The sequence below is a fragment of the Pseudomonas sp. W5-36 genome (assembly GCF_046540455.1).
In the GTDB taxonomy this organism is placed as follows: Bacteria; Pseudomonadota; Gammaproteobacteria; order Pseudomonadales; family Pseudomonadaceae; genus Aquipseudomonas; species Aquipseudomonas graminis_B.
In genome coordinates, this window is record NZ_JAXCIQ010000006.1 from 263,546 (window position 1) to 289,653 (window position 26,108).

Consider the following 26,108-nt stretch of genomic DNA (forward strand, 5'->3'; position numbering starts at 1 on the left):
CGAGCCCTGCCGAAGCTGAAGACAATAGCCTTCATGGTCTACATCACCGGCAATGATGGGCAGCAGGTTGTGAAGGCCAGGTCGAGTGACGGGGTGAACTATTGCCGCGGGATCCGGGTCGGCTCTACACACTTATCAGCCTGGAGCCTGCCATGCAGCCTTATGTCATTTGCCACATGATGTCCTCCCTCGACGGCCACGCCCTTACCGATGGCTGGGATCGCACGTTCAAGAAAGACGCCGGAGATTTATACGAAAAGCTCGCCCAGACGTTCGAGTTCGATGCCTGGATCTGCGGGCGCGTGACGATGCAGGAAATCGCCCACGACGAGGGCTATCCAAAGGGCCTCGCCAAAGGCCTCATCGAGCGCAGTCATTACTTCGCTGATCGCAGCGCCAAGGCCTATGCCGTGTCCATCGACCCCCAGGGCAAGGTGGGCTGGAAAAAGAATCAGGCGCTGGATTCCCACGTCGTCGAAGTCCTGACCGAAGGGGCGTCGGATGACTACCTGGCGTACCTGCAGTCGATTCAGGTCTCTTACATTTTTGCCGGGAAGACCGAGATCGACCTGCAGCAGGTGGTGCAGATCCTGTCGAGCGAGCTGGGCTGCAAGCGCCTGATTGTCGAGGGCGGCCCCCATGTCAGTGGCTCGTTCGTCAGCGCCGGGCTGGTCGATGAAGTCAGTGTGCTGATTCTGCCGCTGATCGACGGGCGAGGCGAGCATCCGGCGTCGTTCGAGGTGCCGACCGAGGCGTGGAAACAACCAACGCATTTGAAGTTGACGTCGGCGGATGTGCAGGACGGCGGCGCGGTGTGGCTGCGCTACACCAAGGCCTGACGATAAGGGCGCAGCGGGGCTGATGCAGTCCCGCTTCAGGCTGGGAGCGCCCGGGAAAAGCGATCGGAAACGAAAAAGGCCAGCTAAGCGCTGGCCTTTTCGTTTGCTTCTGTCTGGCTCCACGACCTGGACTCGAACCAGGGACCCAGTGATTAACAGTCACTTGCTCTACCAACTGAGCTATCGCGGAATGCGCGCTATCTTACTGATTGGAAAAGGGAAGTCAAGCGGCCGTGATAAAAAATTTCGGGTTGGTCAGTACCGCCACGTCAACGATGCCGTCAGGTTGCGCGGCGCGCCGTAGTTGCTCGCCGTGCCGCTGTACAGCGAGGTCAGGTATTTGCGGTCGGTGACGTTGTTGAAGTTCAGCGCCGTGCTCCAGTTGTTGTCGATGTCGTAGCTGGTCATCAGGTCGACCAGCGCGTACGCGTTCTGGCGGATGACGCTGTAGTGATCGTTCTGAATCCCGCTCTGCCAGCTCACCCGAGTGCCGATCCTGGCTTGGGGCAGGCTTGGCAACCGGTAGCTGGCCATGCCGCGAAAAGCATGGGTCGGCACATAACGGCGGGCCTTGTCGCCGTCATCGTTTTCGATGTGCACGTAGGTGTAACCCGCCAGCAGGTCGAGGCCCGGCAGCGCTTCGCCCGACGCTTCCAGCTCGATGCCGTGGCTCTTGTAATCGTCGGTGAAATAGCGGAACTGCGAGCCCACCTCGACGAAGTCCGCTGACTGGACGTTGCTCTGTTTGGTCTTGAACACCGCAGCCGTCAGGTTCAGGCGATCGTCCATCACGCTGCCTTTGACGCCGGCTTCCAGGCTCTTGCCTTCCAGCGGCGCCAGCACTTTCCCGTCAACGCCGACCGTGCCGTACTGCGGATTGAAGATTTGAGTCCAGCTGGTGTAGACGCTCCACTGCGGGGTCAGGTCGTACACCAGACCGGTGTAGGGCGTGACTTTGCCGTGCTCGCGCTGGGAGTGATCGGTGCCATAGCTCTCCCCCGTGCCGTCGACGCTGAGCATGCGCGCACCGGCGATCCAGTGCAGGTCATCCGCCAGGCTGAAGCGCGCACCGGCGAACAGGCTCTTCTGGCGGTCCTCGAAGTTCTGCGTGTTGGTGACGTCACTGGTGTAGTCAAACTGCGGCGAAGGGGTATTGCCGGCGAGAATGCCAGCGAACGAGGTGTCGAAGTAGGTGCCCCCGCCAGCATCGTATTCACGGGCTTTCTGGTGCGTGCGGCCATAGGCGGCGCCGAAGGTCAACTCATGGTCGCGGCCGAACAGGCTGAAGGGCCCGGAGACTTTGGCTTCCCCCAGCAACTGGTGCGCCTTGCTGGAGGTATCAGCGGCGAACACCGAGGCGTCGTCATCGGTGACGCTCGACACGTACAGCATGTTGGTGTCCTGGTATTCCGTAATACCGGTGCCGGTGAGCGTGGCGTTCCAGCCGTTGCCAAAGTCATGCTTCCATTCGGCAAACGCGCGCTGGGTGTGCATGTTCCAGTAGGTCCACGGTTGGCCCACATTGGACGAGCGGCTGCTGTAGTGGATCGGGTTATTGTTGATGTCAACCAGCGGCAGGTTGCCCCAGGTGCTGCCGTTGGAATCGCTGTTGTGCTGGGTGAAACCCACGGTCAGGGTGTCGGCGTCGGACAGGTCGAATGCCAGCAGGCCGGCGGCGACGTTTTTCTCGTGGCTGTAGCGGTCCATCCACGAGTTGCCCTTGTCGTGGGCATAGATGAAGCGGCCGCGCACATTGCCGGTGTCGGTCAACGGCCCCGACACGTCGACGTCGATGCGTCGGTTGTCCCACGAGCCCACGCTGGTGTCGATCTGCGCCTGGAAATCCCGGGTCGGGCGCTTGCGGATGAAGTTGACCGTGGCGGAAGGATTGCCCGTGCCGCTCATCAAACCGTTGGCGCCGTGGAGCACGTCGATTTGCTCGAACTCGGCCATGTCCAGATCGCCGATCATGATCGTCTGGGCGAAGGGCATGCCCATGCCGTCGTACTCGAAGCTGCCGATGTCGAACCCGCGGGAGGTGAACTCCGTGCGGTCACTTTCGCTTTGCTCAACGGTCACTGACGGCGCGGAACGCAGGGCGTCCTTGACCCCGTTCATTTTGAAGTCGTTCATCTGCGCGCGGGTGATGGTGGTGATCGCCTGTGGCGTCTGCTTGTTGGTCAGCCCCAGCTTGGTGGTGCTCGAAGAAGGCTTGCCCTGATAGCCCACGCTTTGCCCGTCGTCCTGGGGAACGGTGTCCTGGATTTGCATCGCCGGCAAAGTGAGGTCGTCTGCTGCGTTGGCGGCAGACATGGCGGTGACGACACCAGCCAGAAGAAAGGAGGCGGGGAGGCGAGGGATCACAATGGACGTTCCTGAGAGGGCGGTGGGGAGCGCGATTCTGAATCAAGATGCGAATCATTACCAGATGTGACTAATGTCATTTTCACATTTTTTTCACGGGATTGAAGGCTCTGGGACGAGCGTTTTGGGGGCGTGTGTTTCAGTGGGTTGGATATCATCTCGACCGTAGGATGGCTGTTGAATACGTCAGTTTTAATACCGCAAATGTGAGGGTGCTCGCGCAGGCCTCTTCCCGGCTAAAGCCGGTCCTACTGGGGATCGCGTTCATTCAGCGAGATGAAGATGGCCTCAAATGCGGGACTGGCTTTAGCCGGGAAACGTCAGGTGTCATACCGCAGAGGTGAGGGTGCTCGCGCAGGCCTCTTCCCGGCTAAAGCCGGTCCTACTCGGGATCGCGTGCATTCAGGGAGGCGGTGATGGCCTCGAATGTAGGACCGGCTTTAGCCGGGAAAGCGTCGGATGTCGCGCTATAAGTCCATGCTGCTGCAACTTGACATTGCGTCCGTGGATGCAGATGGATTAAGGTTGCGTCTACAGAAAAGGCATCTGCCGTGACCAAGAGGTAATTCCATGACCATCGCCATTCCAGCGCGGCAACTGTCGAAGTCCGAGTGCGTGGTGGGTTTGCGGGCGGCGTTGCGGGTTCTGGACAAATGGAAGGCCAACAGCGAGCAGGCCTGTCAGATTCTGCGCATTTCCCGAAGCACCTATACCCGCGCCCGCCAGGACGACGCACAGTGGTCGGTGGCGCTGGATCAGGACCAGATGCAGCGCGTCAGCTTCGTGCTGAACATCCACGCCGCCCTGCGAACCCTGTTCGACAATCCCGACAACGCCTACGGCTTCCCGTCGATGGAAAACCACAACGAGTTTTTCAACGGCAGAAAGCCTCTGGACGTCATGGCCCAGGGCGACATGATCTCGCTCTACGAAACTTTCCGACGCATCGACACGCTCCGGGGCGCCCAATGGTGACGCCGGACGCGCTTCCCGAGCTCGCCGGTGAGGCGCAGCAGGGCTATCGCCTGGTCAATTCCAAATTCCCGCCGATCGATCTGTTCAGCGACGTCGCCGACGCCGCCGAGTTCGAGACCCTGTACCGGATTCAGGCGCTCACCAACCCGCGCCTGCAGAACGAAGTCGGCCGCATCGAGCTGATTCCCCTGACCGAAATCCCTTTCGGCATTCCCGGTTGTTCCTACGCAGTCGCGCCGTTCACCCACGTCAATCCTGCGGGCTCGCGCTTCAGCAGCGGTGAGTTCGGCGCGCTGTACCTGGCCGACACGGTCGACACGGCCATCGCCGAGGTGCGCCATCATCAACAGCTGTACTGGTCACGGGTTGCGGCGCTGAAGTACGAGCGTTTTGTGTTCCGCTGCCTGAGTTGCAGTTTCACCGAGGCGGGCTGCGTTGACGCCACCGCCATCCCGTTCTCCGACCCCATTTACGCACCCGACGACTACGCGCAATCCCGTGTGCTGGGCAAGGCCGCGAAGCAGGCCGGGATTGCCGGGCTGCGGTACCAATCGGTGCGCTCGCCGGGCAATCATTGCTGGGCACTCCTGACTCCGCGCCACGTCACGTCCATCGTGCAGAGTGCCCATTACGAGATGATCTGGAGCGGTGAGGTCATCGGCATCAACCAGCTGTCCAACGCCTGAGGGCTGTCGATCCAGACACCGCCCAAAAGATCGAACTCATCCGCCCCTTGAGAAGTCACTCCAGCAATGGAAATCGAGGAGCGGCCATGGGCAAGCACATCACGGCGCAGGAATTGGGTATCGACCTTGTACAGGGCGGTGAACTGGCGCTGTTCAAATGGTTGCTGGCCAGTTTCCTGATGGGCAAGCGGATTCGGGCGCAGGCGGCGGTGCAGACCTACGACGTCATCGTCGACAGGCACGGGTGCGACACCCCGCGAAAGCTGGCAGCCTGCACCCACCGGGAACGGGTGAGGATGCTGGGCGAGGGCGGTTACGCGCGTTACGACGAATCCACCGCCGTGCGCCTGCTGGCACTGGCGAACAAGCTGACGGATGAATATGGCGGTGCGGTCAGTGCAATGGCCGCCGCCAGCGCTGACCGTCACGACTTCGAAAAGCGCCTGCTGGCGTTCGACGGCATCGGCCCGAAGACCGCAGAGATCTTCATGGGCGAAGCCTTGGAGATGCTGTTTTGAACAATGCCGTTTTGGACGGCGCTCTTTCGAAGGAGCCTGGCAGAATCTTCGTGGGCTGCGCCGGCTGGAGTCTGGGCCGCGAGCATGGGCCGGCGTTTCCGGGGGACGGCACCCACTTGCAACGCTACGCCCGGCACTTCAATACCGCTGAAATCAACAGCTCGTTCTACCGGCCCCATCGTCCGCAGACCTATGCGCGCTGGGCTGAATCGGTGCCGGCGGATTTCCGCTTTTCGGTGAAAATCCCCAAGCTCATTTCCCATGAACACCGCTTGCAGGGCTGCGCACCGGCACTGGATGAATTCCTCGGGCAATGCGGTGAACTGGGCGAGCGGTTGGGGTGCCTGCTGCTGCAACTGCCGCCGTCGCTAGCGTTCGAGCCAGGCGTGGCAGAGGTGTTTTTCACCGGGTTGCGCGAGCGCTTTGCGGGGCAGGTGGTCATTGAGCCGCGCCATGAAACCTGGGTGCAGGCCGAATCGCTGTTGACTCACTGGCGCATTACGCAAGCAACGGTCGACCCGTCGAGGCTCAGCAACGACAGTCAGCCGGCAGGTTGGCCGGGGTTGCGCTACTGGCGACTGCACGGGGCGCCGCGCCTCTATTACAGCGCCTATGAAGAAGATTATCTGGCGCGTCTGGCCGTAGCGCTGAAGGCCGAGGCCCAAGGCGGCGCGCCGACGTGGTGTATTTTTGACAACACCGCCAGTGGCGCCGCTACAGGCAACGCGCTGAGGCTGATCGAGCTGCTCGGTCCGCAGTCATGGCCCTCGCCCGAAACCCCCGTTTCAGAGGGGTTGGAGCCCTGACAGGCAACGATCGGCGACGCTGCTTTTCGTTAGATGTGAGTTAATTGGCGCGCGAGTTGTTAAGCGTCATAGCACGATGCCACAATCGGCCCGTTTCCAGTGCCAGGGTCGGGCGAACTCGATGTACCTCCATGATTCTCAACCGGCGCGTGAGGCCCTGATACGGGCCCAAGTGCGCAACGATCGATTGCAGCTGCTCCTGCGCCAAAGTTTTTTCTCGGTGTTCGGCAGCGCGCTGGCGGCTGTGATCCTCTCGTGGATCTGCTGGGAGCGCCTGGAACACTCGCTGATTGTCTGGTGGCTAGGGCTGCTGGGCGCGTCGACCGTCTTGCGCCTGGTGATGTTGGCCATTTATTTCCGGATGCCGGAAACCGCCCGGACCCCTGAGCGCTGGGAAAGCACTTACTGGATCACGCTGGTGTTGTCGGCCGGTATCTGGGGCGGTGGCGCGCTGGCGCTGATGCAGGCCGGGGATCTGCTGATCCAGACGCTGGTGCTGCTGTTCGCCGTGGGCATGTCAGTGAGTGCGGTGTCCTGCTACTCGGCGTACCGCTCGATGACCCTGGTGTCGATTGCGCTGGTGCTGCTGCCGTGCACGATCTGGCTGTTGGTTCAGCCCCAGACCGCGCAGCAGGGGATGGCGGCTGCGTCGCTGATCTTTGCCGGCTTTGTGGTCAGCGCGACGCGCAAACTGTCTCAGGCCATGGAGAAGGCCTTTCGCCTGAGCCGTGAAATGGAACACGCCCATCGTATCGCCGCCCACGCCGCGCAGACAGACGAGCTGACTGGACTGCAAAACCGCCGTGCCTTCTTCCATCGGGCCGAAGCCGTGTACGAGACCTGCAAGCAGGCCGATCTGCCGCTCTGCGCCCTGATGCTGGACATCGACCATTTCAAACACATAAACGACGGCCACGGCCATCAGGCAGGTGACGAGGTCTTGCGGCAGATCGGCAGGGTCATCCGCCAATCCGTGCGCGACGCAGATGTCAGCGGCCGCCTGGGCGGAGAGGAATTCGCGCTGCTGTTGGCCAACACGCCGATCGACGCGGCGCAGATCATTGCCGAGAGACTGCGCTCGGCCATCGCCGACATCATCTGCCAGCACGACGAAGGGGTGACGGCGAGTCTCGGCGTCGCCGAGTGGGACCACGACGATCAGGATTTGCATGGGCTACTGGCCCTCGCGGACAAGGCGCTGTTCCGGGCCAAAGCATCCGGTCGCAACCAGACCGCGGTGGCCTGAACGCCAACTCTGGCACGGGTGGCAGACGGTTTTCGTGTCACCCGGACGTGACATTTATCTCGACGCTTTTCATTCGGCGGCGGCTGTGGCGTAGTGTGTCCAGCCTGTTTGGCACGATGACCGACTGGAAGAGGTAAATGAGATGACCCTGCAAAACCGCCTGGACAACCTGTACCCGCGCGCCGACGAGATCCCTGAGCAGTTTCGCGCAGGCCCCGCCATCGAGCAGCGCGATTACCTGGTCAATGGCGAACTGCATCAATGGCACGGGCCGTTGGCGCCGGTGTTGAGCCCGGTCTCGCTGAAGACCGACGCGGGCCTGGAATCCGTGGTGCTGGGTAGCACGCCGCTGATGGACGCCGACACCGCAATGACCGCGCTGGACGCCGCCGTCAACGCCTACGACCGTGGCCAGGGCGCCTGGCCCACCATGCGTGTCGCTGATCGCATTCATCACGTCGAGACCTTTCTCAAGCTGATGCGCGAGCAGCGCGACGCGGTGGTGACGCTGCTGATGTGGGAAATCGGCAAGAACCTCAAGGACTCGCAGAAAGAGTTCGACCGCACCTGCGATTACATCGTCGACACCATCAACGCCCTCAAGGAGCTCGACCGTCGCTCCAGCCGCTTCGAGCTGGAGCAGGACACCCTCGGCCAGATTCGCCGCGTCCCGCTGGGTGTGACCCTGTGCATGGGCCCTTACAACTACCCGTTGAACGAGACCTTCACCACGCTGATTCCGGCGCTGATCATGGGCAACACCGTGGTGTTCAAACCGGCCAAGTTTGGCGTGCTGCTGATTCGTCCGCTGCTCGAAGCGTTCCGCGACAGCTTCCCGGCCGGGGTCATCAACGTGATCTACGGCAGCGGCCGCGAGACCGTCAGTGCGCTGATGGCCAGCGGCAAGATCGACGTGTTCGCATTCATCGGCACCAACAAGGCCGCCAGCGCCCTGAAAAAGCTCCACCCCAAGCCGCACCGTCTGCGCGCCGCACTGGGTCTGGATGCCAAGAACCCGGGAATCGTGCTGCCGGATGTCAACCTGGACAACGCCGTGACGGAAGCCATTACCGGCTCGCTGTCGTTCAACGGCCAGCGCTGCACGGCGTTGAAGATCCTCTTCGTGCATGAAAACGTGGTCGGCAGTTTCCTTGAAAAGTTCGAGGAGAAACTCGCCCAGCTCAAGCCGGGCATGCCGTGGGAACCGGGCGTCTCGCTGACGCCACTGCCGGAGCCGGGCAAGACCGATTACCTGCAAGGGCTGGTGGACGATGCCGTGAGCAAAGGCGCCAAAGTGGTGAACGAAGGTGGCGGCACGACCCACGGGCAGTTTTTCTACCCGGCGGTGCTGTACCCGGTCACCCCGGACATGCGCGTTTACCACGAAGAACAGTTCGGCCCCGTGGTACCGGTGGTGGCGTACCGCGATCTGGAAACGGTGATCGAGTACGTGCTGGATTCCGATTTCGGTCAGCAGCTGAGTATCTTCGGCAACGACTCCAAGCAGGTCGGGCGTCTGGTCGATGCGTTCGCCAATCAGGTGGGCCGGATCAACATCAACGCGCAGTGCCAGCGCGGCCCGGACAGCTTCCCGTTCAACGGCCGCAAGAATTCGGCCGAGGGCACGCTGTCGGTGGACGATGCGCTGCGGGTGTTCTCGATCCGCACCCTGGTGGCGACCAAGTTCCAGGAGAGCAACAAGGCGCTGATCAGCGACATCATTCACAACCGTGAGTCGACGTTCCTGACCACGGATTATATTTTCTGATTCATTTGCTCCAACCGGCCGCAGGCGTGTTGCACAGCGGATGCTGTTCAACCGCCTGCGGTTTTTTTATAGCTGTACTTTAAAACCCGCCGCCACTGTATTGCGCTGGGTGTTTAATTCTGTAGCCCTTCCTCTGTCTGAGATTATTTTGTAGGAAGGATTCTAGACTTCCGTAGGACACCTCTCTTCCTCTCTTTGGTAGGTAGAGTTTTTATTCGTAGGGAATTAGCCTTGCCGCTTCCCGAGCTCGATGAAAACTTCATCAGCCCATTCTTTGCTCACACTTGTTAAAACTTGACCGCTTGGGGTGCGGGCGTTCGGCTGATACAAAGGCCCTGCGATCCGGATATTCCCCTTTGTGATGTGTGGCATTTTCGACGGAGGAGTTATGGCTTCAAACAGCTTTCAAAATGAAGTGCCCAAGGCGCGGGTCAATATAAAACTCGATTTGCACACTGGCGGTGCGCAGAAAAAAGTCGAATTGCCGCTTAAATTAATGGTGCTCGGGGACTACAGCAATGGCCGGGAAGACCGGCCCTTGTCCGAACGCACCAAGATTAATATCAATAAAAACAATGTCGACAGTGTGCTGGCGGAATTTTCCCCTGCCTTGAAACTCACCGTTGAGAACACCTTCGCCGACGAAGGTTCCGACGCTTCAGTGGATTTGAATTTCGAAAGAATGAAAGACTTCGAGCCGGAACACGTGGCCAGACAAATACCCTCGTTGCGCGCGCTGCTGGCGACTCGCAATCTGTTGCGTGACCTCAAATCAAACCTGCTCGACAACGCCACCTTCCGGCACGAACTTGAACGCATCGTCAAAGACGAAACGCTGAGCGATGAATTGCGCGCCGAACTGGCGATGCTCGCCGCACCCACAGAGCGTTAATCACCCGGGTCTCTGATAGCAGGTATCAAACATGTCCTCGAAACACTCTTCCGCAGTCTCAGGCGGTGGCACCGTTTTGTCCGAAGAAAGCACGGGCGTTTATAGCGCGCTCTTTTCCAAAATCAACCTCAACCCGGTGTCAGCCCTGGGCGACATCGAGGCGTTCCAGAACAACGAGGCGCTGTCGGAGATCTCCGCCGATGAGCGCGTGACCGCAGCCGTCAGCGTGTTCCTCAACCTGCTCAAGGGTTCGTCGCGCAAGGTTCAGCGCCTCGACAAGACCCTGCTCGACGAACACATCGCCTCGCTGGACGCGCAGATCAGCCGTCAGCTTGATGCCGTCATGCATCACCCGGACTTCCAGCGGGTCGAGTCGACGTGGCGCGGAGCGAAGTCGCTGATCGATCAGACCGACTTCCGCCAGAACGTGCGCATCGAGTTGCTGGACATCAGCAAGGACCATCTGGTCCAGGATTTCGAAGACGCCCCCGAGATCGCCCAGAGCGGTCTGTATATGCACACCTATACCCAGGAATACGACACACCCGGCGGTGAGCCCATTGCGGCGGCTGTTTCCAGTTACGAGTTTGATCGCAGTCCGCAAGATATCGCGCTGCTTCGCAATATATCGAAAGTCGCAGCGGCGGCGCATATGCCGTTCATTGGTTCAGTCGGCCCGGCCTTCTTCGGCAAGGAAACCATGGAGGAAGTGGCTGCCATCAAAGACATCGGCAATTACTTTGATCGCGCGGAATACATCAAGTGGAAGTCATTCCGAGACACCGATGATTCCCGTTATATCGGGCTGACCATGCCCCGGGTATTGGGGCGGTTGCCCTATGGCCCGGACACCATTCCGGTGCGCAGTTTCAATTATGTGGAAAGTGTCAAAGGCACCGACCACAGCAAATACCTGTGGACCAATGCCTCTTTCGCCTTCGCTGCAAACATGGTGAAGAGTTTCGTCAATAACGGCTGGTGTGTGCAAATTCGCGGGCCACAGTCCGGTGGGGCAGTCACGGACCTGCCGATTCATTTATATGACCTGGGCACCGGCAGTCAGGTGAAGATCCCGTCGGAAGTGATGATTCCGGAAACCCGGGAGTTTGAATTCGCCAATCTGGGGTTTATTCCGCTCTCGTATTACAAGAATCGCGACTACGCCTGTTTCTTCTCCGCCAACTCGACGCAAAAGCCTGCGCTGTATGACACCGCCGATGCCACGGCCAACAGCCGGATCAATTCGCGGCTGCCTTATATCTTTCTGCTGTCGCGCATTGCGCATTATTTGAAATTGATTCAGCGCGAAAACATCGGCACCACCAAGGACAGGCGTTTGCTGGAACTGGAATTGAATAAGTGGATCAGCGGGCTGGTCACCGAAATGACCGACCCGGGGGACGATTTGCAGGCCTCCCATCCGCTGCGTGACGCGCGGGTGACGGTGGAGGACATCGACGACAACCCCGGTTTCTTCCGCGTGAAGTTGTACGCCGTGCCGCATTTCCAGGTGGAAGGCATGGACGTGAATCTGTCGCTGGTTTCCCAGATGCCCAAAGCCAAAACCTGACGTCGGCCATAGGTGAGCACAACATGAAAATCGACCGACCTCTCTGGGCTGCCGGGGCGCTGCTGTCCCAGCAGCAATTCCAGCAGCAAGCGCGCTGGGAAGCCTGGACCAACGAATGCATCGCCCATCTGTCGCGGGTCCATCCGTGGGGCGTGCAGACAGCGACGTTTGATCTTGAAGCGTTGCGGCTGGGCAAACTGAAGGCGTCCACGCTGCGCGTGCGGCTGCCGGATGGCACGCTGATCGACACCGACAGCGTTGATCGGCTGCCCGCCGCGCTGGCCCTGGAACACATCCTGATCGAACCGGGGCAGGGCGCCACAGTGATGTTGTGTTTGCCCCTGGAGCAGGCCAATGGCGGCAACTGCCTGTTCGAGGGGGCTCGCGCTGACCGACCGGTGCGCTACCGGCAGGAGTGGCGTGAGGTGCAGGATCTGTACGGCGACGATCAACAGTCGATCGGCGTGCTCGAGCACCTGCTCAGCCTGCGTCTGGCCAGCGATGACAATGCCGATTACCTGACCTGTCCGGTCGCCCGGCTGGTGCGGGACGGGCAAGGGCGCGCGTGCCTGGACGAGGCGTTCGTGCCACCGCTGTTGAGCTTTGCAGGGCACGCGGGTTTGCTGGTGCAACTGGACAATCTGCTGACCCAACTGGCGTCCAAGCGCCAGCGCTTGATGGGCATGCGCCGTGAGAGCAACCAGCGCATGGCCGACTTCGCAGTGGCCGATGTCTCGCTATTCTGGCTGCTCAATGCGCTCAACACTTACCAGCCCGTGCTTGCCGATTTCAAGGCAAGCCCTGCGCGCCATCCCGAGCAGGTCTATCAGGAGTTGGTGAAGCTGGCGGGGGCGCTGCTGACGTTCTCCCTCGAACACGACGTTGAGGCGATTCCGGCCTACCGTCACGAAGCGCTTGAAACGGTGTTCCCGCCCTTGATGCAGATGATTTCGACGTTGCTCGAAGCCAGTCTGCCGTCGCGGGTGATCGCTCTGGCGCTGGAGCGGGTGCTCCCGGGGCGCTGGCAAGTGACGTTCAACGACCCACGGCTGCGTGAGGCCGACGCCGCTGACTTTTACCTGTCGGTGCGCTGCCGCGAGGCACCGGCGCAACTGCAGGCGCAGTTCCCGCGGCTGTGCAAGGTCGGCACGCCGGACGACGTCGATCGGTTGATCAACGCAGCCTTGGACGGCGTTCCGCTGCAGCCCCTCAGCCACGTGCCGGCGGCGATCCCGCTGCGTCTTGAAAACCAGTATTTCGCTCTGGACTTCGCTCATCCAAGCGGTCAGGCCGTGCTCGCCGAAGGGGTCTGTGCGTTCTACGTCCCGGCCACGCTGCCGGACGTCAAGCTTGAGCTGTTTGCGGTATTGCGCTCATGAGCCGGCCGATGAAAAGCCAGTCGGCTACCCAGCCCGTCAATGTCGATCAGCTGCTGCAGGACAGTTACCTGCTGGTGGTCGAGTTGCGCCATGGCGCGGCCGCCCCGGACAGCGATGCGCTCTGGAACCTGTGCACCCGCCAGGTGGTAGAGGTTCGCGATGCCCTCAAGCAAGCCGGCGTCAGCCAGCGCAGTGTCGACTTCATCAGCCACGCTCAATGCGCGCTGCTGGATGAAACCGTGCTGGCCCACGCCGATGCCAGTGCCCGCGCCAAATGGACCCACGAACCGCTTCAGGCGCATTACTTCGGACGTCATCAGGCGGGGCAGTTTCTGTACGAAGAAATGCGTGAGGTGCTGCACGAGCCGTCTCCGGACCCGAGCGTGCTGAGGGTGTATCACCGCGTTCTGATGCTGGGGTTTCTCGGACGCTACAAGGAACCGAACCACCCCGAGCGGCAACAGTTGATGGCCGAGTTGACCGCCCGGGTAGCGCCGCTGACCCTGGATCAGCCGCTGTCCACCTGGATCGACGCCAGGGGACGCAAACCCTTGCCGGCCTGGTTGCGCGCACCGCTGTTGCATCTGCTGGCGGCCGGATTATTGCTGGCGGGCATCTGGTGGTTGCTGGATTCGCACCTGGCGGCGCTGGTCGCTTCCCTTGTGACCGAGCGGGTGTGACGCGCCCATGACACTCAAGTTGATGCGCGCGCTTTCCCTGTGGTCGGGATGCCTGGCGCTGATGGTGATCAGCGTTTTGCCGCTGAGCCTGGTCGCTCAAGCGGTCGCTGTCTTTGGCGCCGTGATTCTGGTGGTCGTTGGATGGCTGCTGGCGGGGCGGAGGTCGGCGCGTGTCGGTGGTTCGCTAAGTCTGGATGAGTTCAGAGCCCTTCCCGGCAGCGAACATCGGCTGCCAGTGGTGCTGGTGTGTGGCGAGGGGGCGGCGGGGCTTTTTGCTGTTGATCCCGATGCTGATGCCGATATCGCCGAGCAAACCGCTGTGCGGACGACGGCGAGCGGTTGTTACGTCAGCGTGCCGAGCCTTGAACGATTGCCCGGTGTGGCCGCTGCGCTGCTGGCCGCCCGTCCGCAATGGCGTGCGCAGATAAGCGTCATGTTCGTCATCAATCCAGCCCAACACGCGGACAGCGCGGTGCTGGCCGGCCAGCTTCGTGCGCTGATTCATCAGCTGTCGGTGGTCCGCAGGTGTGCGCAGGCGTTGCCGTTGTGGGTCGTGAATTATCAGCACATGTCCCAAGGGCCGGGGGATGCTCGTGGGACCGGCTTCAGCCGGGAAGAGGGCGGCTTGCGCACCGAACCCGTCTGGTTCAGCTGGGAAAATGGCGAGCCATCGGCGCGGGTGCGAAGCAACGGCACTTGCGTCAGCGTCGAGGACTGGCAGAGGCAAGATGCTGCCGCGCTCACTGACCGTATGCAGCTCGCCGTGCAGATGAACGCCCACGGCGCATGGCTGGTTCAGTACGTCGCGCCGCACTTCACCGGGATCGGCCGGCATCGCGCGCCGTCGCCAGTGGCCTATGCAATCTGCCAAGTGGCGTGTCTGCCTGACCCGATGCCTGGCAGCGTCTGGCAGCACTGGATACAGGTAAAAACTGCGCTGGTGCCGACCCGGTTAACGATCGACACGGGCGGTGCTTTGCCCGCGCCGGATCCTTTGCTGGAATTGCTGCCCCGACACACCGGCGACAGCGCCGCGCGGCGCGCCACTGTCATCGGCGTCTGGCTGACGGTCTTCGCTGCCGTCGTCGCGGTGTCGAGCTCGGCCCGGCAGAACACCTTGTTGATCCGCCAGGTCGGTGACGACCTGCGCCGCTACGCTTCGATCAACCAAACCGATCGCCAGGACCAGCAGGCGGTAGCCCGGCGCGAAGCGGCGTTGACCGTTCTGCACGACGACGCCCGGCGGCTGGATGACTACTACCGCTACGGCGAGCCCTGGTCGCTGGGCCTCGGCCTTTACCGCGCCGAACAGCTGCGCACCACGGTCTGGCACGCCATCGGCCGTTACCGGCCGCCAACCGACACGGCGCAGGCGTCCGGGCCAGTGCGGCTGGACACGCTGTCGCTGTTCAACACCGGCAGCGCCGAACTCAAGGCCGAGTCGACCCAGGTGCTGATCAACGCACTGGTCGGCATCAAGGCCCGACCCGGCTGGCTGATCGTCGTCACCGGGCATACCGACGCCACCGGCAGCGCCGAGCAGAACCTGCGCCTGTCCCGCGACCGCGCCGCTTCGGTGCGCGACTGGATGCAGCGCATGGGCGGCATTCCCGGCAGTTGCTTCGCCGTGCAGGGCTACGGCGCCAGTCAACCGATCGCCAGCAATGACACCGAACAAGGGCGCAGGGCCAACCGCCGCGTCGATATCCGTCTGGTGCCGGAAGAGGGGGCCTGCGGGTCGCTTTCTGCCGGGGCCGGGCCGGCTACCCCCGTCGCATTTCGCGGCACTCGATAACCCAAGCAAGGAGTTTCACATGGCAATTCCCGTTTACCTCTGGCTCAAAGATGACGGCGGCGCTGACATCATGCGCGCCTTGTCGGTGCCGGTGATGGTGCGGGTGTACCAGCTGCGCGACGGCAAATCGGCAAGCAAAGCCACCTACGACGACCTGCTGCGGGACGCCGACCGCCTCCTCGGCGCTGACCTGCTGGATCAGCGCTCACTGGTGATCAAGCCGGGGGAGGGTGCGCAGCTGGATGTGCCGCTGGACGAAAACGCCGGGGTGGTCGCCGTCGTCGGGTTGTTCCGCGAGCCCGATTCACAGGCCAACGACTGGCGCATGCTGCTCAACCGCGACGACCTCGACCCGGACCGGCCACGGGTTATCGAACTGGGGGAAAGCCGGCTGACGCTGCGCCCCCTGGCCGAGGGTTGAGCCATGACCGAGCTCAACCCGTCGCTCTACGAAACCCTGCTGCAGAATTTCACCGGTGAACTCGATCTGGCCCGGGTGGCGGAGGACGACCAGTACGTGCTCTCGGTGCTGGACAACCTGCAGCGCATTCTCAACAGCCGCGCGGGCACCCTCGCGCACCTGCCCGATTACGGCCTGCCGGACATGGGCGCCGTGCTCGAAGGCTTGCCGTCTGCCGCCCATGGACTGATGCGGACCATCGCCGACACGCTGCTCAAATACGAGCCGCGCTTGCTGTCGCTGCACATTGAGCTGTTGCCGCAGACCGAACCGGGCCATCTGGTCTACGCCCTCGACGCGACGCTGGAAGGCGAGCGCATCGCGACGTTCGGCACGACGTTGAGCCCGGAGGGAAGGGCGGTGGTGCGTCATCTCAAGCGCCATGATGTGCGGGCCCTCCCGTGAGGCTGACAGCGCGCGCGATGACCCAGGGCTTCGCCATGGAGATCAAGGCCGGCGGCGATCCGCGGGAATTGCCGGACTACCGGAGGTTGTGCATTGAAATGGCCCGAATGGGTCATCCGGCCTGCCCTGATGTGGACTGGCAATCCATTGAACAGTGCTGCCTGGCCTTGTTTGCCAGCCATGGCGCGGATCTGCAAACGGCGGCGGCTTATGCCCTGGCGCGCAGTCACCTGACCGGAGTGGACGGGATCTTCGAAGGCGTGGCGGTGCTGGAGAGCCTTCTGCGGGCAGACGCCAAACCCTGGCCCCGAGGGGTATCGGCGCGGGCGGAAATCCTCGGCGGAGTGTTCGGCTCGTGGCAAGCGGTGCTGCGGGAACTGGACATCAACCCTTGCGATCGGGCAGGCCTTAACCTGCTGAGCACGCGGGTTGGGTCGCTGCGCCAGACGCTGGTTCAGCAACATCCGCAATCCCTCATCGCGCTGGATCGGTTGCACGAGCAGATCGGACAGCGGGTTTCACGTCTGGAGCGCGATGCCCAAGCCCTTGGCGTTATCGGGCAGCAAACAGCGCGAGCTTCAACGCTGCCCACCTCAGCGGACTCCCCCGTGCAGCGCGCAGTGCCCGGCTCAACGCAGCGCAACCGGCCCGGCACGCAAAGGAAGGCCACGCCCCCCAATTCGCCCCTCCAGCAGCGTCGAGCGCTCCGTATCGGATGGCTCGCCGCCGCGCTGTTCGGCTGTCTCATCGTTCTGGCCGCAGGCTATTAAGGTGCGTTGACCCCACACTTTCCGCGGGGTCGGTCGCGCACGGAATGTACCGCCCGGCTGAACCTTGGCATTTACCCGAAGGCCATATTTACAGCCGGGCACTGACTCCATTAGTGTGCGCGCATCATCTGCCTCAACACCGCGGCTGCCGCATGTTCAGGCACGTCCGCTCAGACCGGACACTTTCGCCCTTGGTTGAAATCACCCCTACGTTGCGCGACCCTTGCGTCCCGGCCCCCGTTGCCGGCGTCCTTCAGCAATTGCGAACGGCGACCGCTGTCCAGCACACGGCACTCGAAGCCCGATTGCCACTGACCCACCCACAGCTTGATCTCGACACCTACAAACGGATCATCGCTGCCTATTACGGTTTTCATCTGCCCCTGCAACAGTCGATTGAGCGTTTTCTGGCGCCCCAGGCCGTTGATCCTGCGCGGCAGAAAATCCCGGCGCTGATCAAGGATCTGCACGCCCTTGGCCTGGACGACCTGCAGATTGAGGCGCTGCCGCTGTGCACCGAGCTGCCCGCCATCGACAGCGTCGCGCAGTTACTCGGCGTGATGTACGTCATGGAAGGGGCGACCCTGGGCGGGCAGGTGTTGCGCCGCATCATCGCCGACAGACTGGGCGTGGACGCCGACAGCGGCGGCGAGTTTCTGGACGTCTACGGCCGCAACACCGGTCATCTGTGGAAAGCTTTCCTGAAACAACTGGCCGAGTTCGACACCCCGCTGTACAACACCGAGGTGGTGCAATCGGCCCGCCTCACCTTTGAATCCTTTCAAACCTGGCTGGAGCGAGCGGGAGTGCTGAACAATGCTTAACAACATGCAGACCATGGACGACCTGCTGGACACCTGCGCCAACGAACCGATTCGTATCCCGGGCGCCATTCAGCCCCACGGCGCTCTGCTCACGCTGCTCGAAGCCGACTGGTCCGTGCAACAGGCCAGTGCCAATGCCTGGCAGATGCTGGGCATTCCCGGCGACGTGCAGGCCGGCGACTCGCTGGCACGCTGGCTGGGCGAGGCGCAGGCCGACGCCTTGCGCGACGCCGTTCGGGACGCGGATCTGCACAGCCTCGATCCGTTGCCGATGCAGTTTGCCGGGCAGGCATTCGATGGCCTGTTGCATCGCCATGACGGCCTGCTGTTTCTGGAGGTGGAGCCCGTCGCCACCCAGGCATCGATGCAGCACTTGGGCCCGCGCCTCACGCGCACCTTGCGTCGCCTGCAATCGGCCAAATCACTGGACGATCTGTACGCCATCAGCGTCGCGGAAATCCGCGCACTGACCGGCTACGACCGGGTGATGATCTATCGCTTTGAAGAGGAGGGCCACGGGCAGGTCATTGCCGAGTCGGCAACGGCCGAACTGGACGCCTACCTGGGGCTGTTTTTCCCCGCCACTGACATTCCGCAACAGGCCCGCGAGCTGTATCGCCTGAACTGGTTGCGCATCATCCCCGACGCCGCGTATGTGCCGGCGCCTATGGTCCCGGCCCTGCGCCCGGATACCGGCGAACCGCTGGACATGAGCCACGCGGTGCTGCGCAGCGTGTCGCCGATCCATTGTCAGTACATGCATAACATGGGCGTGCGCTCATCGATGAGCATCTCCCTGCTCAAGGATGAACGCCTCTGGGGCCTGATCAGTTGCGGCAATCGCGAGCCGCTGCAGGTTCCCCACACCCTGCGCTCAGCCTGCCAGACCATCGGACAAGTGCTGTCGATGCAGATCAGCCTGCTGGAAGATCAGCACACTCAGCGCCAGCGACTGGCCAAACATCACATGCTGGACCGGCTGTCCAGGGCGATGAACGAGTCCGCGGCCGACGTCTACAACGGGCTGCTTGAACATTCCCAGGCGCTGCTGACACTGGTCGACGCCAACGGTGTGGCGGTGATCATCGACGGTCAGGTGCACCTGATCGGCCAGTGCCCGAGCACCGAGCAAGTGAGCGCGTTGCAGCAATGGCTGCAGAACCGGCCCGGAGCGGTGTTCGAGACGTCCAGCCTCGGCGCCGTGTTGCCCGACGCGCAAGGCTATCCAGACGTGGCCAGCGGACTGTTGGCGTTCAGCTTGCCCAAGCCGGTGGCCAACGCGGTGCTGTGGTTTCGCGCACAGGTCAGGGGCAGCGTGGAGTGGAGCGGTAACCCACAGGAGGCCAAACGGGTCGTCAATGACCGCCTGCAGCCACGGGAATCCTTTGCCCTGTGGGAACAGCAGGTCGAGGGCAAGGCCAGGGCCTGGAGCGCCGGCGAGGTCTACGCGGTGTCCGACCTGCGTCGCTCGGCGCTGGAGGCGGACCTGTCACGGCAGGTGCTGCGCGAAAAAGAGGCCGTGCGTGCCCGCGATGAGCTGGTGGCCGTGGTGTCCCACGACCTGCGCAGCCCGCTGACCGTCATCGTCATGCAGTGCGCCATGATGCAGCGGGTGATCAACGCCGACGCCACGGCGTCTACCAAACGACTCAACTCGGCCATCGACATCCTGCAGCGCGCGTCCACGCGAATGACCAACCTGCTGGAGGATTTGCTCGATACCTCAAAGATCGAAGCCGGCCGCTACTTCATCGACGCCGAGCCGCTGGAAGTCAGTCAGTTGTTCGAAGACGCCTGGTCACTGCTCACGCCACTGGCGCTGAACAAATTCATTGACCTGACGTTCGACGCTGATCCCGACCTGACGATTTTCGCTGACCCGGAGCGCATGTTTCAGGTGCTCTCCAATCTGGTGGGCAATGCCATCAAATTCACGCCCAAGTCCGGCAGTGTGAAGGTGACGGCGTCAGCCGCGGGCGACAATGTGGTGTTCGCCGTGGTGGACAGCGGGGATGGCATTCGTGGCGATCAGTTGCCCCACGTGTTCGAGCGCTATTGGCGCAGGCGTGAAGGCAATCCGAGCGGCACGGGCCTGGGGCTTTACATCTCCCAGGGCATCGTCAGGGCCCACGGCGGCGAACTGACCGCCGCCAGTGAAGAGGGCGTCGGCAGCGAATTCCGCTTCACGGTGCCGCGCGCGTCAATGGCGTCCTGACCCGGACGCGAGCGCCCCAGTGGCCGGGGGGTTATTCCTGACTGGAATCCCCCGCATGAAAAACATGAATTTTATTTATGCCTGTCAGCCCTCTACCGTGAGCGTGTTCCGTTCACGGTAGAGCCATCATGACCGCACACCCCCAATCCCAGGCTGAGCCCCTGCCATCCATCGTCGAAGAGCACTGGAAGCGCAATCTGGCCGTTTGTGTGTTCGGCGCGTTCACCACCATCGTCGCCATGACGCTGCTGCTGCCGTTTCTGCCGCTGTATGTCGAACACTTGGGCGTCAGCGATCAGGCCGCCATCGTGCAGTGGTCGGGGGTGGCGTTTGGCGCGACCTTTCTGTCTGCCGCGCTGACGGCACCGCTGTGGGGGCGGCTGGGCGACCGCTACGGGCGCAAGCTCATGCTGATTCGCGCCAGCCTGGGCATGGCGGTGGCGATGTCGCTGATCGGGCTGGCGGAGAACATTTACCAGTTGGTCGGGCTGCGTTTGCTGGCAGGGTTGCTCGGCGGCTATGCCTCCGGCGCGACCATTCTGGTGGCGACGCAGACGCCCAGGGCGCGCACCGGCTGGGCACTGGGCATGCTCTCTTCGGGGATCATGGCCGGTAATCTCGCCGGGCCGTTGATTGGCGGACTGTTGCCGCCGCTGATCGGCATCCGTACCACGTTCTTCCTGGCCGGGGGCGTGATCTTTCTGACCTTCCTTGCGACGCTGTTTCTGATGAAGGAAGCGCCTCGGCTTCGACGTCAGGCGGGTGCGGCGAAGGCGCCGGCTGTGCCGGCGTGGGACGTCATCGCGGACAAAAGGCCAGTGCTGACCATGCTGGTTGTGGCGTGTCTGGTGATGTTTTCGATCATGTCCATCGAGCCGATCATCACCGTGTACCTGACCCAGTTGCACAGCGAAAACGTCACGCTGATGGCCGGGCTGGTGATGTCGGCTACCGCTCTGGCCAGCGTGTTGTCGGCGTCCCGCATCGGCAAGCTGGCCGACCGCATCGGCCACTGGAAAGTGGTCATCGGCTGCCTGACGGCGGCCGCTCTGTTGCTCATCCCCCAGGCGTTCGTCAGCCATGCCTGGCAATTGCTGCTGCTGCGTTTTCTCATGGGCATTGCCCTGGGCGGCCTGTTGCCGTGCATTGCGGCGATCATCCGCCATTCGGTGCCCGACGCCGTGGCCGGCCGCATGCTGGGCTATTCCACGTCTTGCCAGTACATCGGCCAGGTGCTGGGGCCGCTGACCGGGGGTACCTGGACGGGCATTTCGGGATGCCGGTGGTCTTCATCGCCACCTGCCTGCTGATGGGCGGGTGCGCGGTCGGGATGTTGCTGATGCGGCCTCTGATGTCCAGCGGGACCGGCGCCAGCCGGGCGGAGCGCGGCATTTGACAAAACCATGACATCCCGCACCCGATAATCTCCGCAGGAGGGGCGACGCCCCGGATTCGAGTACCGCCATGCACGGACCTTCATGGACATCAAACACAGCCTCAAGCAACGGATTGTCATCGTATTCGCCTTGATGAGCACCCTGGTCGCCGGGGTATTCGCCGCCGGTATCATTGCCACCGTGCACGTGGTCGAAAAGCGCCTGTCGATCATGAGCCTGAAGGGCAACATGCACCGTCTGCTGGCGGTGGACAGCATCAACGACTGGCGCCACCGGCCTGAAAAAGACGAATTGTTCTACGCCGAAGAGGGCGTTGGCGACCTCGCCATGAGCGATGACCTCAAGGGCCTGCCCTTGGGATTTCAGGAGTTCTTTCGCGGCAAGAAAGCCTATTACGCCATGGTCTCTGAAGTGAACGGGCGCCATTACGTGTTGTTGCGGGATCAGCGCAAATTCCAGAAACGTGAACGAATTCTGTTCGGGGTCGTGCTGGTCGGCTTCGTCCTCAGCGTGCTGTTGGCGGTGTTGCTGGGGCGGCTGCTGGCGTCCCGGGTGATCACGCCGGTGTCGCGCCTGGCCGGTCAGGTGCGCCATCGCGATCAGTTGCTGGAACTGGCGCCGGTGCTCGCCAGCGATTACGCCAATGACGAAGTCGGCGCACTGGCCCGATCCTTCGACGAAACCCTGGGCCGGCTGCGGGCCGCGCTGAGTCGCGAAAAGCTGTTCACCAGCGACGTCAGCCATGAGCTGCGCACGCCACTCATGGTGCTGGCGACGTCCTGCGAACTGCTGATGGAATACCCGGCGCTGGACGACCGTTCCCGCACGCAGGTCAAGCGCATCGGCAAGGCGACCGCGGGTATGAACCAACTGGTCGAAACCTTCCTGCTGCTGGCCCGTACCGAAGGCAAGAACACGCCTCATGGCCAGCGGTCGTCTCTGGTGCTGATCGCCGACGAGCTGGCTGACACCTGGCGCACGCCCATCGAAGCCAAAGGCTTGCGCTTCAGCTATCAGCGCCTGGACGACGACGAGGCCTACAACGCGCCCTTGCTGCGCTCGGTGATGGGCAATCTCTTGCGCAACGCCTGGCACTACACCGATCAGGGATTCATCCAGTTGACCCTGCGCAGCGACGGGTTCAGCGTCGAGGACAGCGGCATCGGCATTCCGCTGGAAAAACAGCAGGCCATGTTCCAGCCCTTCGTGCGCGGCGACGAACAGCGCGGGGAGGGGCTGGGCCTGGGGTTGTCGCTGGTCCAGCGCATCTGCGCCAACCAGCACTGGACAGTCAACCTGACCAGCCGTGATGACGGGGGATGCTGTTTTACCGTGTCGCTGAAGCCGACCCATGAGATGTTGGTGGCCACAAGCCCCAGCGCCGACATCAGCGATTAATCCGACGCTTTCCCGGCTGAAGCCGGTCCTGCAGCCGGTCCCTCAGTCGGTCCTTCAGTCGAGGTCAAACCAATCCAACCGCGCCCGCTCCACAGGGCGCAGGCGACACCGCGCACGCCACTGGTCCGGTGCACCGCACGAGGGCTCGACAGTGCGCTCCAAGGGTTGTCTCCCTTATGGACCCGCGACCATGCATCCTTTCAGCCCATCACTCATTTGCATGCCTGCCGACGATCCCGCGGTAGGTACGGATGACACCCCTGAATACCCGCTGTCTGCCCCCATCAAACCCGACGATCCCGAGCGGCGCAGCGAGCATTCCCAGGCCGAGACCGATGGGTGCACCCCCGGAGCCGGTGCCGATCCGGCCGAGTGATTATCATTCGTTCGGATGGGTTAATCGCTGCGTCTGTCGGCAAATGCGTGTGCATCTGTCATTAGAATTGATGATTGCGCTTGGAAAGCTTCTTCAAAAACGGAAGAATGCGCGATTATTCGCGCACCTAACTCGCAATATTCACCACGCCAATACCGTGGCGGAGGAAGCAAATTTGAATCAGCTAAAACGCCTTCAGAGCGGAATTGAAGGGCTTGATGAGCTGCTAATGGGCGGCTTCGTTGCCGGGTCCTCGTACATCATTCAGGGTCGACCGGGCTCCGGAAAAACCATTCTGGCCAACCAGATCGGTTTCAATCACATCCGCAATGGCGGCCGCGTGCTGTTCGCGACCCTGCTCGCCGAGCCCCACGAACGGCTGTTTCAGTTCCTCTCCACCATGAGCTTCTTCGACAAAGACCGGGTCGGCGACCAGATCCAGTTCGTCAGCGCGTTCGACACCATGGAAAACGACGGCCTTGATGAAGTCGTCAAGCTGCTGCGCCGGGAGATCGTCCGCCAGAAGTCCACGGTGATGATCCTTGACGGGCTGCTCAATGCCCGCTCCAAAGCCGAATCCACCCTCAACACCAAACGCTTCATCTCCGAACTGCAGGGCCACGCCGCTTTCGCCGGGTGCACGGTGTTCTTCCTCACCAGTTCCCAGCTGGACGACGGCAGCCCCGAACACACCATGGTCGACGGCGTGCTGGAAATGGGCGAAGAGCTGGTCGGCAACCGGTCCGTGCGCCGTATCAAGGCGCGCAAGACCCGTGGCAGTGGCGCCATCCCCGGCGCCCACGAATGCGAAATCACCGAAAACGGGCTGGTCGTCTACCCGCGCCTTGAAAGCACCATCACCCACTCGGCGCTGCGCGACAGTGCTGAATTCAGTGTCGTCGCCAGCGGGATTGACACGCTGGACCCGCTGATCGGCGGTGGCCTGGTGGAATCGTCGGTGACCTTGCTCCTCGGCCCGTCGGGCACAGGCAAGACCACGTTCGGCCTTAACTTTCTCGCGCGCTCGACGCCCGATGAACCGGGGCTGCTGTTCGGCTTCTACGAGTCGCCACAGCGCCTTCGGGTGAAGGCGGCGGCGCTCGGGCTGGACTTTGAAGCGCTGGAACGCGCCGGTGCGCTGCACATCGCCTGGAAATCACCGACCGCCGAGTTGATCGACAAACTCGCCCTCGACCTGCTGCGGATCGTCGAGCAGCACGGCATCAAGCGCGTGTTCCTCGACAGTCTCGGCGGCATGGCCCGAGCGTCGTGCGACCAATCGCGGATTCTCGACCTCTTCAGCGCCCTGATGAGCGAGCTTCGCGCCCGTGGCGTCACGGTGGTCTCAAGCTGGGAAATCCGCGGCCTGATCGGCGGCAAGATCGACGCACCGGCCCCTGATATGTCGGGCATCGTCGACAACCTCATGCTGATCCGCTTCGCGCAATCGACGGCGGGGCTGACCCGGCAACTGTCGATCCTCAAAATCCGCGATAACCCCTACGACCCGGCCCTGCTGGACGTCTTGATCGGCGAGCAGGGTCTGACTGTGAAAAAGGCTGCGTTCCATGCCCTCGACGATTCAGGCAATGCAACGGCGTAGAAGTCGTCATCGAGCCGATGATCGCTCATTGGCGCGGAGGGCTGCATGACCACGATTCTGATCGTCGACGATGAATACCTCATCGCTGACATCCTCAGCTTCGCGCTGGAAGACGAAGGCTACCTGACGGTCACCGCCGGCAGCGGTCTGAAGGCCCTCGGCATTCTCGAACGCGAGCGCCCGCAGCTGATCATTACGGATTACATGATGCCCGGGATGAACGGCATCGAGCTGGCGGAAGCGGTGCGCGTGAATCAGAGCCTGGGGCAGATCCCGATTGTGCTCATGAGCGGTGCGCAGTCGCATCTGGGCATCGCCCGGCCAGACCTGTTCAGCAAAGTGTTCGACAAGCCGTTCGAGATCAGCGCAGTGCTGGAAGCGGTGCGCGCGTTGCTCGGTAAGTAGGACTGGCTTTAGCCGGGAAGACGCCGATATGAACGCCAACAATTTTGCGGCGCAGCTGCCGGCGCATTCCCGGCTAAAGCCGGTCCCACGGTCGAGGTCACAGCTGCTGCATAGGTCGATGCCCAGCAAGTCTCACTGGACGCTTGGGATGCTTTTTGTGGGACTGGCTTTAGCCGGGAAGAGGCCGGTGTGAACGCCAACAATTCTACGGCGCGGCTGCCGACGCATTCCCGGCTAAAGCCGGTCCTACGGTCGAGGTCACAGCTGCTGCCTAGGTCGAGGCGCAGCAGGTGTCACTGGACGCACGGGATGCTTTTTGTGGGACTGGCTTCAGCCGGGAAGAGGCCGGTGTCGACGCCAGTAATTTTGCGGCGCGGCAGGTGATGCCGGGCGTGGATTGAAACTCGGGAAGGCAGGGCGGCCATGACGCCGCCCTGGGTGAATCAACGTCCGTCAGCGACCTTGCGTTCGATCTCAGCTGACTTTTTGTTCAGCTCCTCGGCGTCCTGTTCCTTTTCCCGAATGGAGGTGGGGGTGATGATTTCGTCCACCGCGCGGGTGTCGTTGTCAGGGTCATTGAGGTCTCGCTGTACCACGTTGACGGGTTTGCCAGCGCTGTCCAGGGTTGGCGCGTCGGGCTGGGTGACGTTGCGTGGGTCGACCGGGGTGTCGTTGCTCATGGGTTCATCCTCGCTGTGGGGTATGAGGGTTGGATGTGTCGATGGTCGCCGAGTTCG

Annotated in this window: 22 protein-coding genes, 1 tRNA gene and 2 pseudogenes; 22 read left to right on the forward strand and 3 right to left on the reverse strand. The window is 62.3% G+C overall.

Annotated features, from left to right (window positions below; genetic code table 11):
- The first annotated feature begins 152 nt into the window (after window positions 1–152).
- On the forward strand, window positions 153–839 hold the full coding sequence (locus SLW74_RS13900) for a RibD family protein (RefSeq protein ID WP_410929231.1): 687 nt from the start codon (window positions 153–155) through the stop codon (window positions 837–839).
- A 114-nt stretch (window positions 840–953) separates the two neighbouring features.
- Here the strand turns inward: SLW74_RS13900 and SLW74_RS13905 are convergent.
- Together SLW74_RS13905 and SLW74_RS13910 are read right to left on the reverse strand one after the other, a co-directional pair.
- Window positions 954–1,029 (reverse strand) — tRNA-Asn (locus tag SLW74_RS13905).
- Between the two features lie 65 nt (window positions 1,030–1,094).
- On the reverse strand, window positions 1,095–3,152 hold the full coding sequence (locus SLW74_RS13910; RefSeq protein WP_410929232.1) for a TonB-dependent siderophore receptor: 2,058 nt from the start codon (window positions 3,150–3,152) through the stop codon (window positions 1,095–1,097).
- A 621-nt stretch (window positions 3,153–3,773) separates the two neighbouring features.
- Between SLW74_RS13910 and SLW74_RS13915 the strand changes: the two genes are divergently transcribed.
- From SLW74_RS13915 to SLW74_RS14015, 21 genes and pseudogenes are all read left to right on the forward strand, one after another.
- Complete coding sequence (locus SLW74_RS13915; RefSeq protein ID WP_065991569.1) at window positions 3,774–4,178, forward strand: antitoxin Xre-like helix-turn-helix domain-containing protein; 405 nt, start codon at window positions 3,774–3,776, stop codon at window positions 4,176–4,178.
- Window positions 4,172–4,864 (forward strand): RES family NAD+ phosphorylase, encoded by a 693-nt coding sequence (locus tag SLW74_RS13920; RefSeq protein ID WP_410929233.1) that lies wholly within the window; start codon window positions 4,172–4,174, stop codon window positions 4,862–4,864. Before SLW74_RS13915 ends, SLW74_RS13920 begins: the two co-directional genes overlap by 7 nt.
- 86 nt (window positions 4,865–4,950) lie before the next feature.
- Window positions 4,951–5,382: a DNA methylase gene (locus SLW74_RS13925; RefSeq protein WP_410929234.1), complete on the forward strand. Its 432-nt coding sequence runs from the start codon at window positions 4,951–4,953 to the stop codon at window positions 5,380–5,382.
- The gene (locus tag SLW74_RS13930; RefSeq protein ID WP_410929235.1) at window positions 5,379–6,188 is read left to right on the forward strand and encodes a DUF72 domain-containing protein; all 810 of its coding nucleotides are present in this window, start codon (window positions 5,379–5,381) and stop codon (window positions 6,186–6,188) included. The genes SLW74_RS13925 and SLW74_RS13930 overlap by 4 nt, the downstream gene beginning before the upstream one ends.
- Window positions 6,189–6,309: 121 nt before the next feature.
- A complete protein-coding gene (locus tag SLW74_RS13935; RefSeq protein ID WP_410929236.1) occupies window positions 6,310–7,434 on the forward strand; it encodes a diguanylate cyclase in 1,125 nt (374 codons plus the stop codon).
- A gap of 142 nt (window positions 7,435–7,576) precedes the next feature.
- Window positions 7,577–9,202, forward strand: a complete 1,626-nt coding sequence (locus tag SLW74_RS13940; RefSeq protein WP_192175127.1) for an NADP-dependent glyceraldehyde-3-phosphate dehydrogenase — start codon at window positions 7,577–7,579, stop codon at window positions 9,200–9,202.
- Window positions 9,203–9,590: 388 nt separating this feature from the next.
- Window positions 9,591–10,094, forward strand: coding sequence for a type VI secretion system contractile sheath small subunit (tssB, locus tag SLW74_RS13945; RefSeq protein WP_410929237.1), 504 nt, complete (start codon window positions 9,591–9,593; stop codon window positions 10,092–10,094).
- A 31-nt stretch (window positions 10,095–10,125) separates the two neighbouring features.
- Window positions 10,126–11,664, forward strand: coding sequence for a type VI secretion system contractile sheath large subunit (tssC, locus tag SLW74_RS13950; RefSeq protein ID WP_410929238.1), 1,539 nt, complete (start codon window positions 10,126–10,128; stop codon window positions 11,662–11,664).
- Window positions 11,665–11,687: 23 nt separating this feature from the next.
- Window positions 11,688–13,043: a type VI secretion system baseplate subunit TssK gene (gene tssK / locus SLW74_RS13955; RefSeq protein WP_410929239.1), complete on the forward strand. Its 1,356-nt coding sequence runs from the start codon at window positions 11,688–11,690 to the stop codon at window positions 13,041–13,043.
- A gap of 8 nt (window positions 13,044–13,051) precedes the next feature.
- Window positions 13,052–13,723 (forward strand): type VI secretion system protein TssL, short form, encoded by a 672-nt coding sequence (gene tssL, locus SLW74_RS13960; RefSeq protein WP_083233205.1) that lies wholly within the window; start codon window positions 13,052–13,054, stop codon window positions 13,721–13,723.
- 7 nt (window positions 13,724–13,730) lie between these two features.
- Entirely contained in the window at window positions 13,731–15,518 is a 1,788-nt protein-coding gene (locus tag SLW74_RS13965; RefSeq protein WP_410929240.1) for an OmpA family protein, read from the forward strand.
- 70 nt (window positions 15,519–15,588) lie between these two features.
- Window positions 15,589–15,939 (forward strand): annotated as a pseudogene (gene tssJ / locus SLW74_RS13970) (type VI secretion system lipoprotein TssJ); the annotation flags it as partial.
- Window positions 15,940–15,942: 3 nt separating this feature from the next.
- Window positions 15,943–16,383 (forward strand): type VI secretion system baseplate subunit TssE, encoded by a 441-nt coding sequence (gene tssE, locus SLW74_RS13975; RefSeq protein ID WP_369318039.1) that lies wholly within the window; start codon window positions 15,943–15,945, stop codon window positions 16,381–16,383.
- A gap of 17 nt (window positions 16,384–16,400) precedes the next feature.
- Window positions 16,401–17,153, forward strand: coding sequence for a type VI secretion system ImpA family N-terminal domain-containing protein (locus SLW74_RS13980; protein WP_410929241.1), 753 nt, complete (start codon window positions 16,401–16,403; stop codon window positions 17,151–17,153).
- A 191-nt stretch (window positions 17,154–17,344) separates the two neighbouring features.
- A complete protein-coding gene (locus SLW74_RS13985) occupies window positions 17,345–17,977 on the forward strand; it encodes a biliverdin-producing heme oxygenase (protein ID WP_410929242.1) in 633 nt (210 codons plus the stop codon).
- Window positions 17,970–20,192, forward strand: coding sequence for an ATP-binding protein (locus SLW74_RS13990; RefSeq protein WP_410929243.1), 2,223 nt, complete (start codon window positions 17,970–17,972; stop codon window positions 20,190–20,192). Before SLW74_RS13985 ends, SLW74_RS13990 begins: the two co-directional genes overlap by 8 nt.
- A 128-nt stretch (window positions 20,193–20,320) precedes the next feature.
- Window positions 20,321–21,588 (forward strand): annotated as a pseudogene (locus SLW74_RS13995) (MFS transporter).
- An 82-nt stretch (window positions 21,589–21,670) separates the two neighbouring features.
- Complete coding sequence (locus tag SLW74_RS14000; protein WP_410929244.1) at window positions 21,671–22,987, forward strand: sensor histidine kinase; 1,317 nt, start codon at window positions 21,671–21,673, stop codon at window positions 22,985–22,987.
- 190 nt (window positions 22,988–23,177) lie between these two features.
- Window positions 23,178–23,363: a hypothetical protein gene (locus SLW74_RS14005; RefSeq protein ID WP_410929245.1), complete on the forward strand. Its 186-nt coding sequence runs from the start codon at window positions 23,178–23,180 to the stop codon at window positions 23,361–23,363.
- A 175-nt stretch (window positions 23,364–23,538) separates the two neighbouring features.
- Window positions 23,539–24,966 carry an ATPase domain-containing protein gene (locus SLW74_RS14010; RefSeq protein WP_083233208.1) on the forward strand — a complete coding sequence of 476 codons (1,428 nt, stop codon included), beginning with the start codon at window positions 23,539–23,541 and terminating at the stop codon, window positions 24,964–24,966.
- A gap of 45 nt (window positions 24,967–25,011) precedes the next feature.
- Complete coding sequence (locus SLW74_RS14015) at window positions 25,012–25,371, forward strand: response regulator (RefSeq protein ID WP_369318034.1); 360 nt, start codon at window positions 25,012–25,014, stop codon at window positions 25,369–25,371.
- A 443-nt stretch (window positions 25,372–25,814) separates the two neighbouring features.
- Here SLW74_RS14015 and SLW74_RS14020 read toward each other — a convergent pair whose 3' ends face one another.
- Window positions 25,815–26,051, reverse strand: coding sequence for a hypothetical protein (locus tag SLW74_RS14020; protein ID WP_065991596.1), 237 nt, complete (start codon window positions 26,049–26,051; stop codon window positions 25,815–25,817).
- Between the last annotated feature and the right edge of the window lie 57 nt (window positions 26,052–26,108).

Bases quoted from the DNA above. Each gene is read 5' to 3' on its own strand.
- SLW74_RS13935 (WP_410929236.1), top strand. From the start codon at position 6,310: ATGTACCTCCATGATTCTCAACCGGCGCGTGAGGCCCTGATACGGGCC.
- SLW74_RS14000 (WP_410929244.1), top strand. From the start codon at position 21,671: ATGGACATCAAACACAGCCTCAAGCAACGGATTGTCATCGTATTCGCC.
- tssB (WP_410929237.1), top strand. From the start codon at position 9,591: ATGGCTTCAAACAGCTTTCAAAATGAAGTGCCCAAGGCGCGGGTCAAT.
- tssL (WP_083233205.1), top strand. From the start codon at position 13,052: ATGAAAAGCCAGTCGGCTACCCAGCCCGTCAATGTCGATCAGCTGCTG.
- SLW74_RS14015 (WP_369318034.1), top strand. From the start codon at position 25,012: ATGACCACGATTCTGATCGTCGACGATGAATACCTCATCGCTGACATC.
- SLW74_RS14020 (WP_065991596.1), bottom strand. From the start codon at position 26,051: ATGAGCAACGACACCCCGGTCGACCCACGCAACGTCACCCAGCCCGAC.
- SLW74_RS13925 (WP_410929234.1), top strand. From the start codon at position 4,951: ATGGGCAAGCACATCACGGCGCAGGAATTGGGTATCGACCTTGTACAG.
- SLW74_RS14005 (WP_410929245.1), top strand. From the start codon at position 23,178: ATGCATCCTTTCAGCCCATCACTCATTTGCATGCCTGCCGACGATCCC.
- SLW74_RS13915 (WP_065991569.1), top strand. From the start codon at position 3,774: ATGACCATCGCCATTCCAGCGCGGCAACTGTCGAAGTCCGAGTGCGTG.
- tssE (WP_369318039.1), top strand. From the start codon at position 15,943: ATGACCGAGCTCAACCCGTCGCTCTACGAAACCCTGCTGCAGAATTTC.
- SLW74_RS13900 (WP_410929231.1), top strand. From the start codon at position 153: ATGCAGCCTTATGTCATTTGCCACATGATGTCCTCCCTCGACGGCCAC.
- SLW74_RS13920 (WP_410929233.1), top strand. From the start codon at position 4,172: ATGGTGACGCCGGACGCGCTTCCCGAGCTCGCCGGTGAGGCGCAGCAG.
- SLW74_RS13990 (WP_410929243.1), top strand. From the start codon at position 17,970: ATGCTTAACAACATGCAGACCATGGACGACCTGCTGGACACCTGCGCC.
- SLW74_RS13940 (WP_192175127.1), top strand. From the start codon at position 7,577: ATGACCCTGCAAAACCGCCTGGACAACCTGTACCCGCGCGCCGACGAG.
- SLW74_RS13965 (WP_410929240.1), top strand. From the start codon at position 13,731: ATGACACTCAAGTTGATGCGCGCGCTTTCCCTGTGGTCGGGATGCCTG.
- tssC (WP_410929238.1), top strand. From the start codon at position 10,126: ATGTCCTCGAAACACTCTTCCGCAGTCTCAGGCGGTGGCACCGTTTTG.
- SLW74_RS13910 (WP_410929232.1), bottom strand. From the start codon at position 3,152: ATGTCTGCCGCCAACGCAGCAGACGACCTCACTTTGCCGGCGATGCAA.
- tssK (WP_410929239.1), top strand. From the start codon at position 11,688: ATGAAAATCGACCGACCTCTCTGGGCTGCCGGGGCGCTGCTGTCCCAG.
- SLW74_RS13980 (WP_410929241.1), top strand. From the start codon at position 16,401: ATGACCCAGGGCTTCGCCATGGAGATCAAGGCCGGCGGCGATCCGCGG.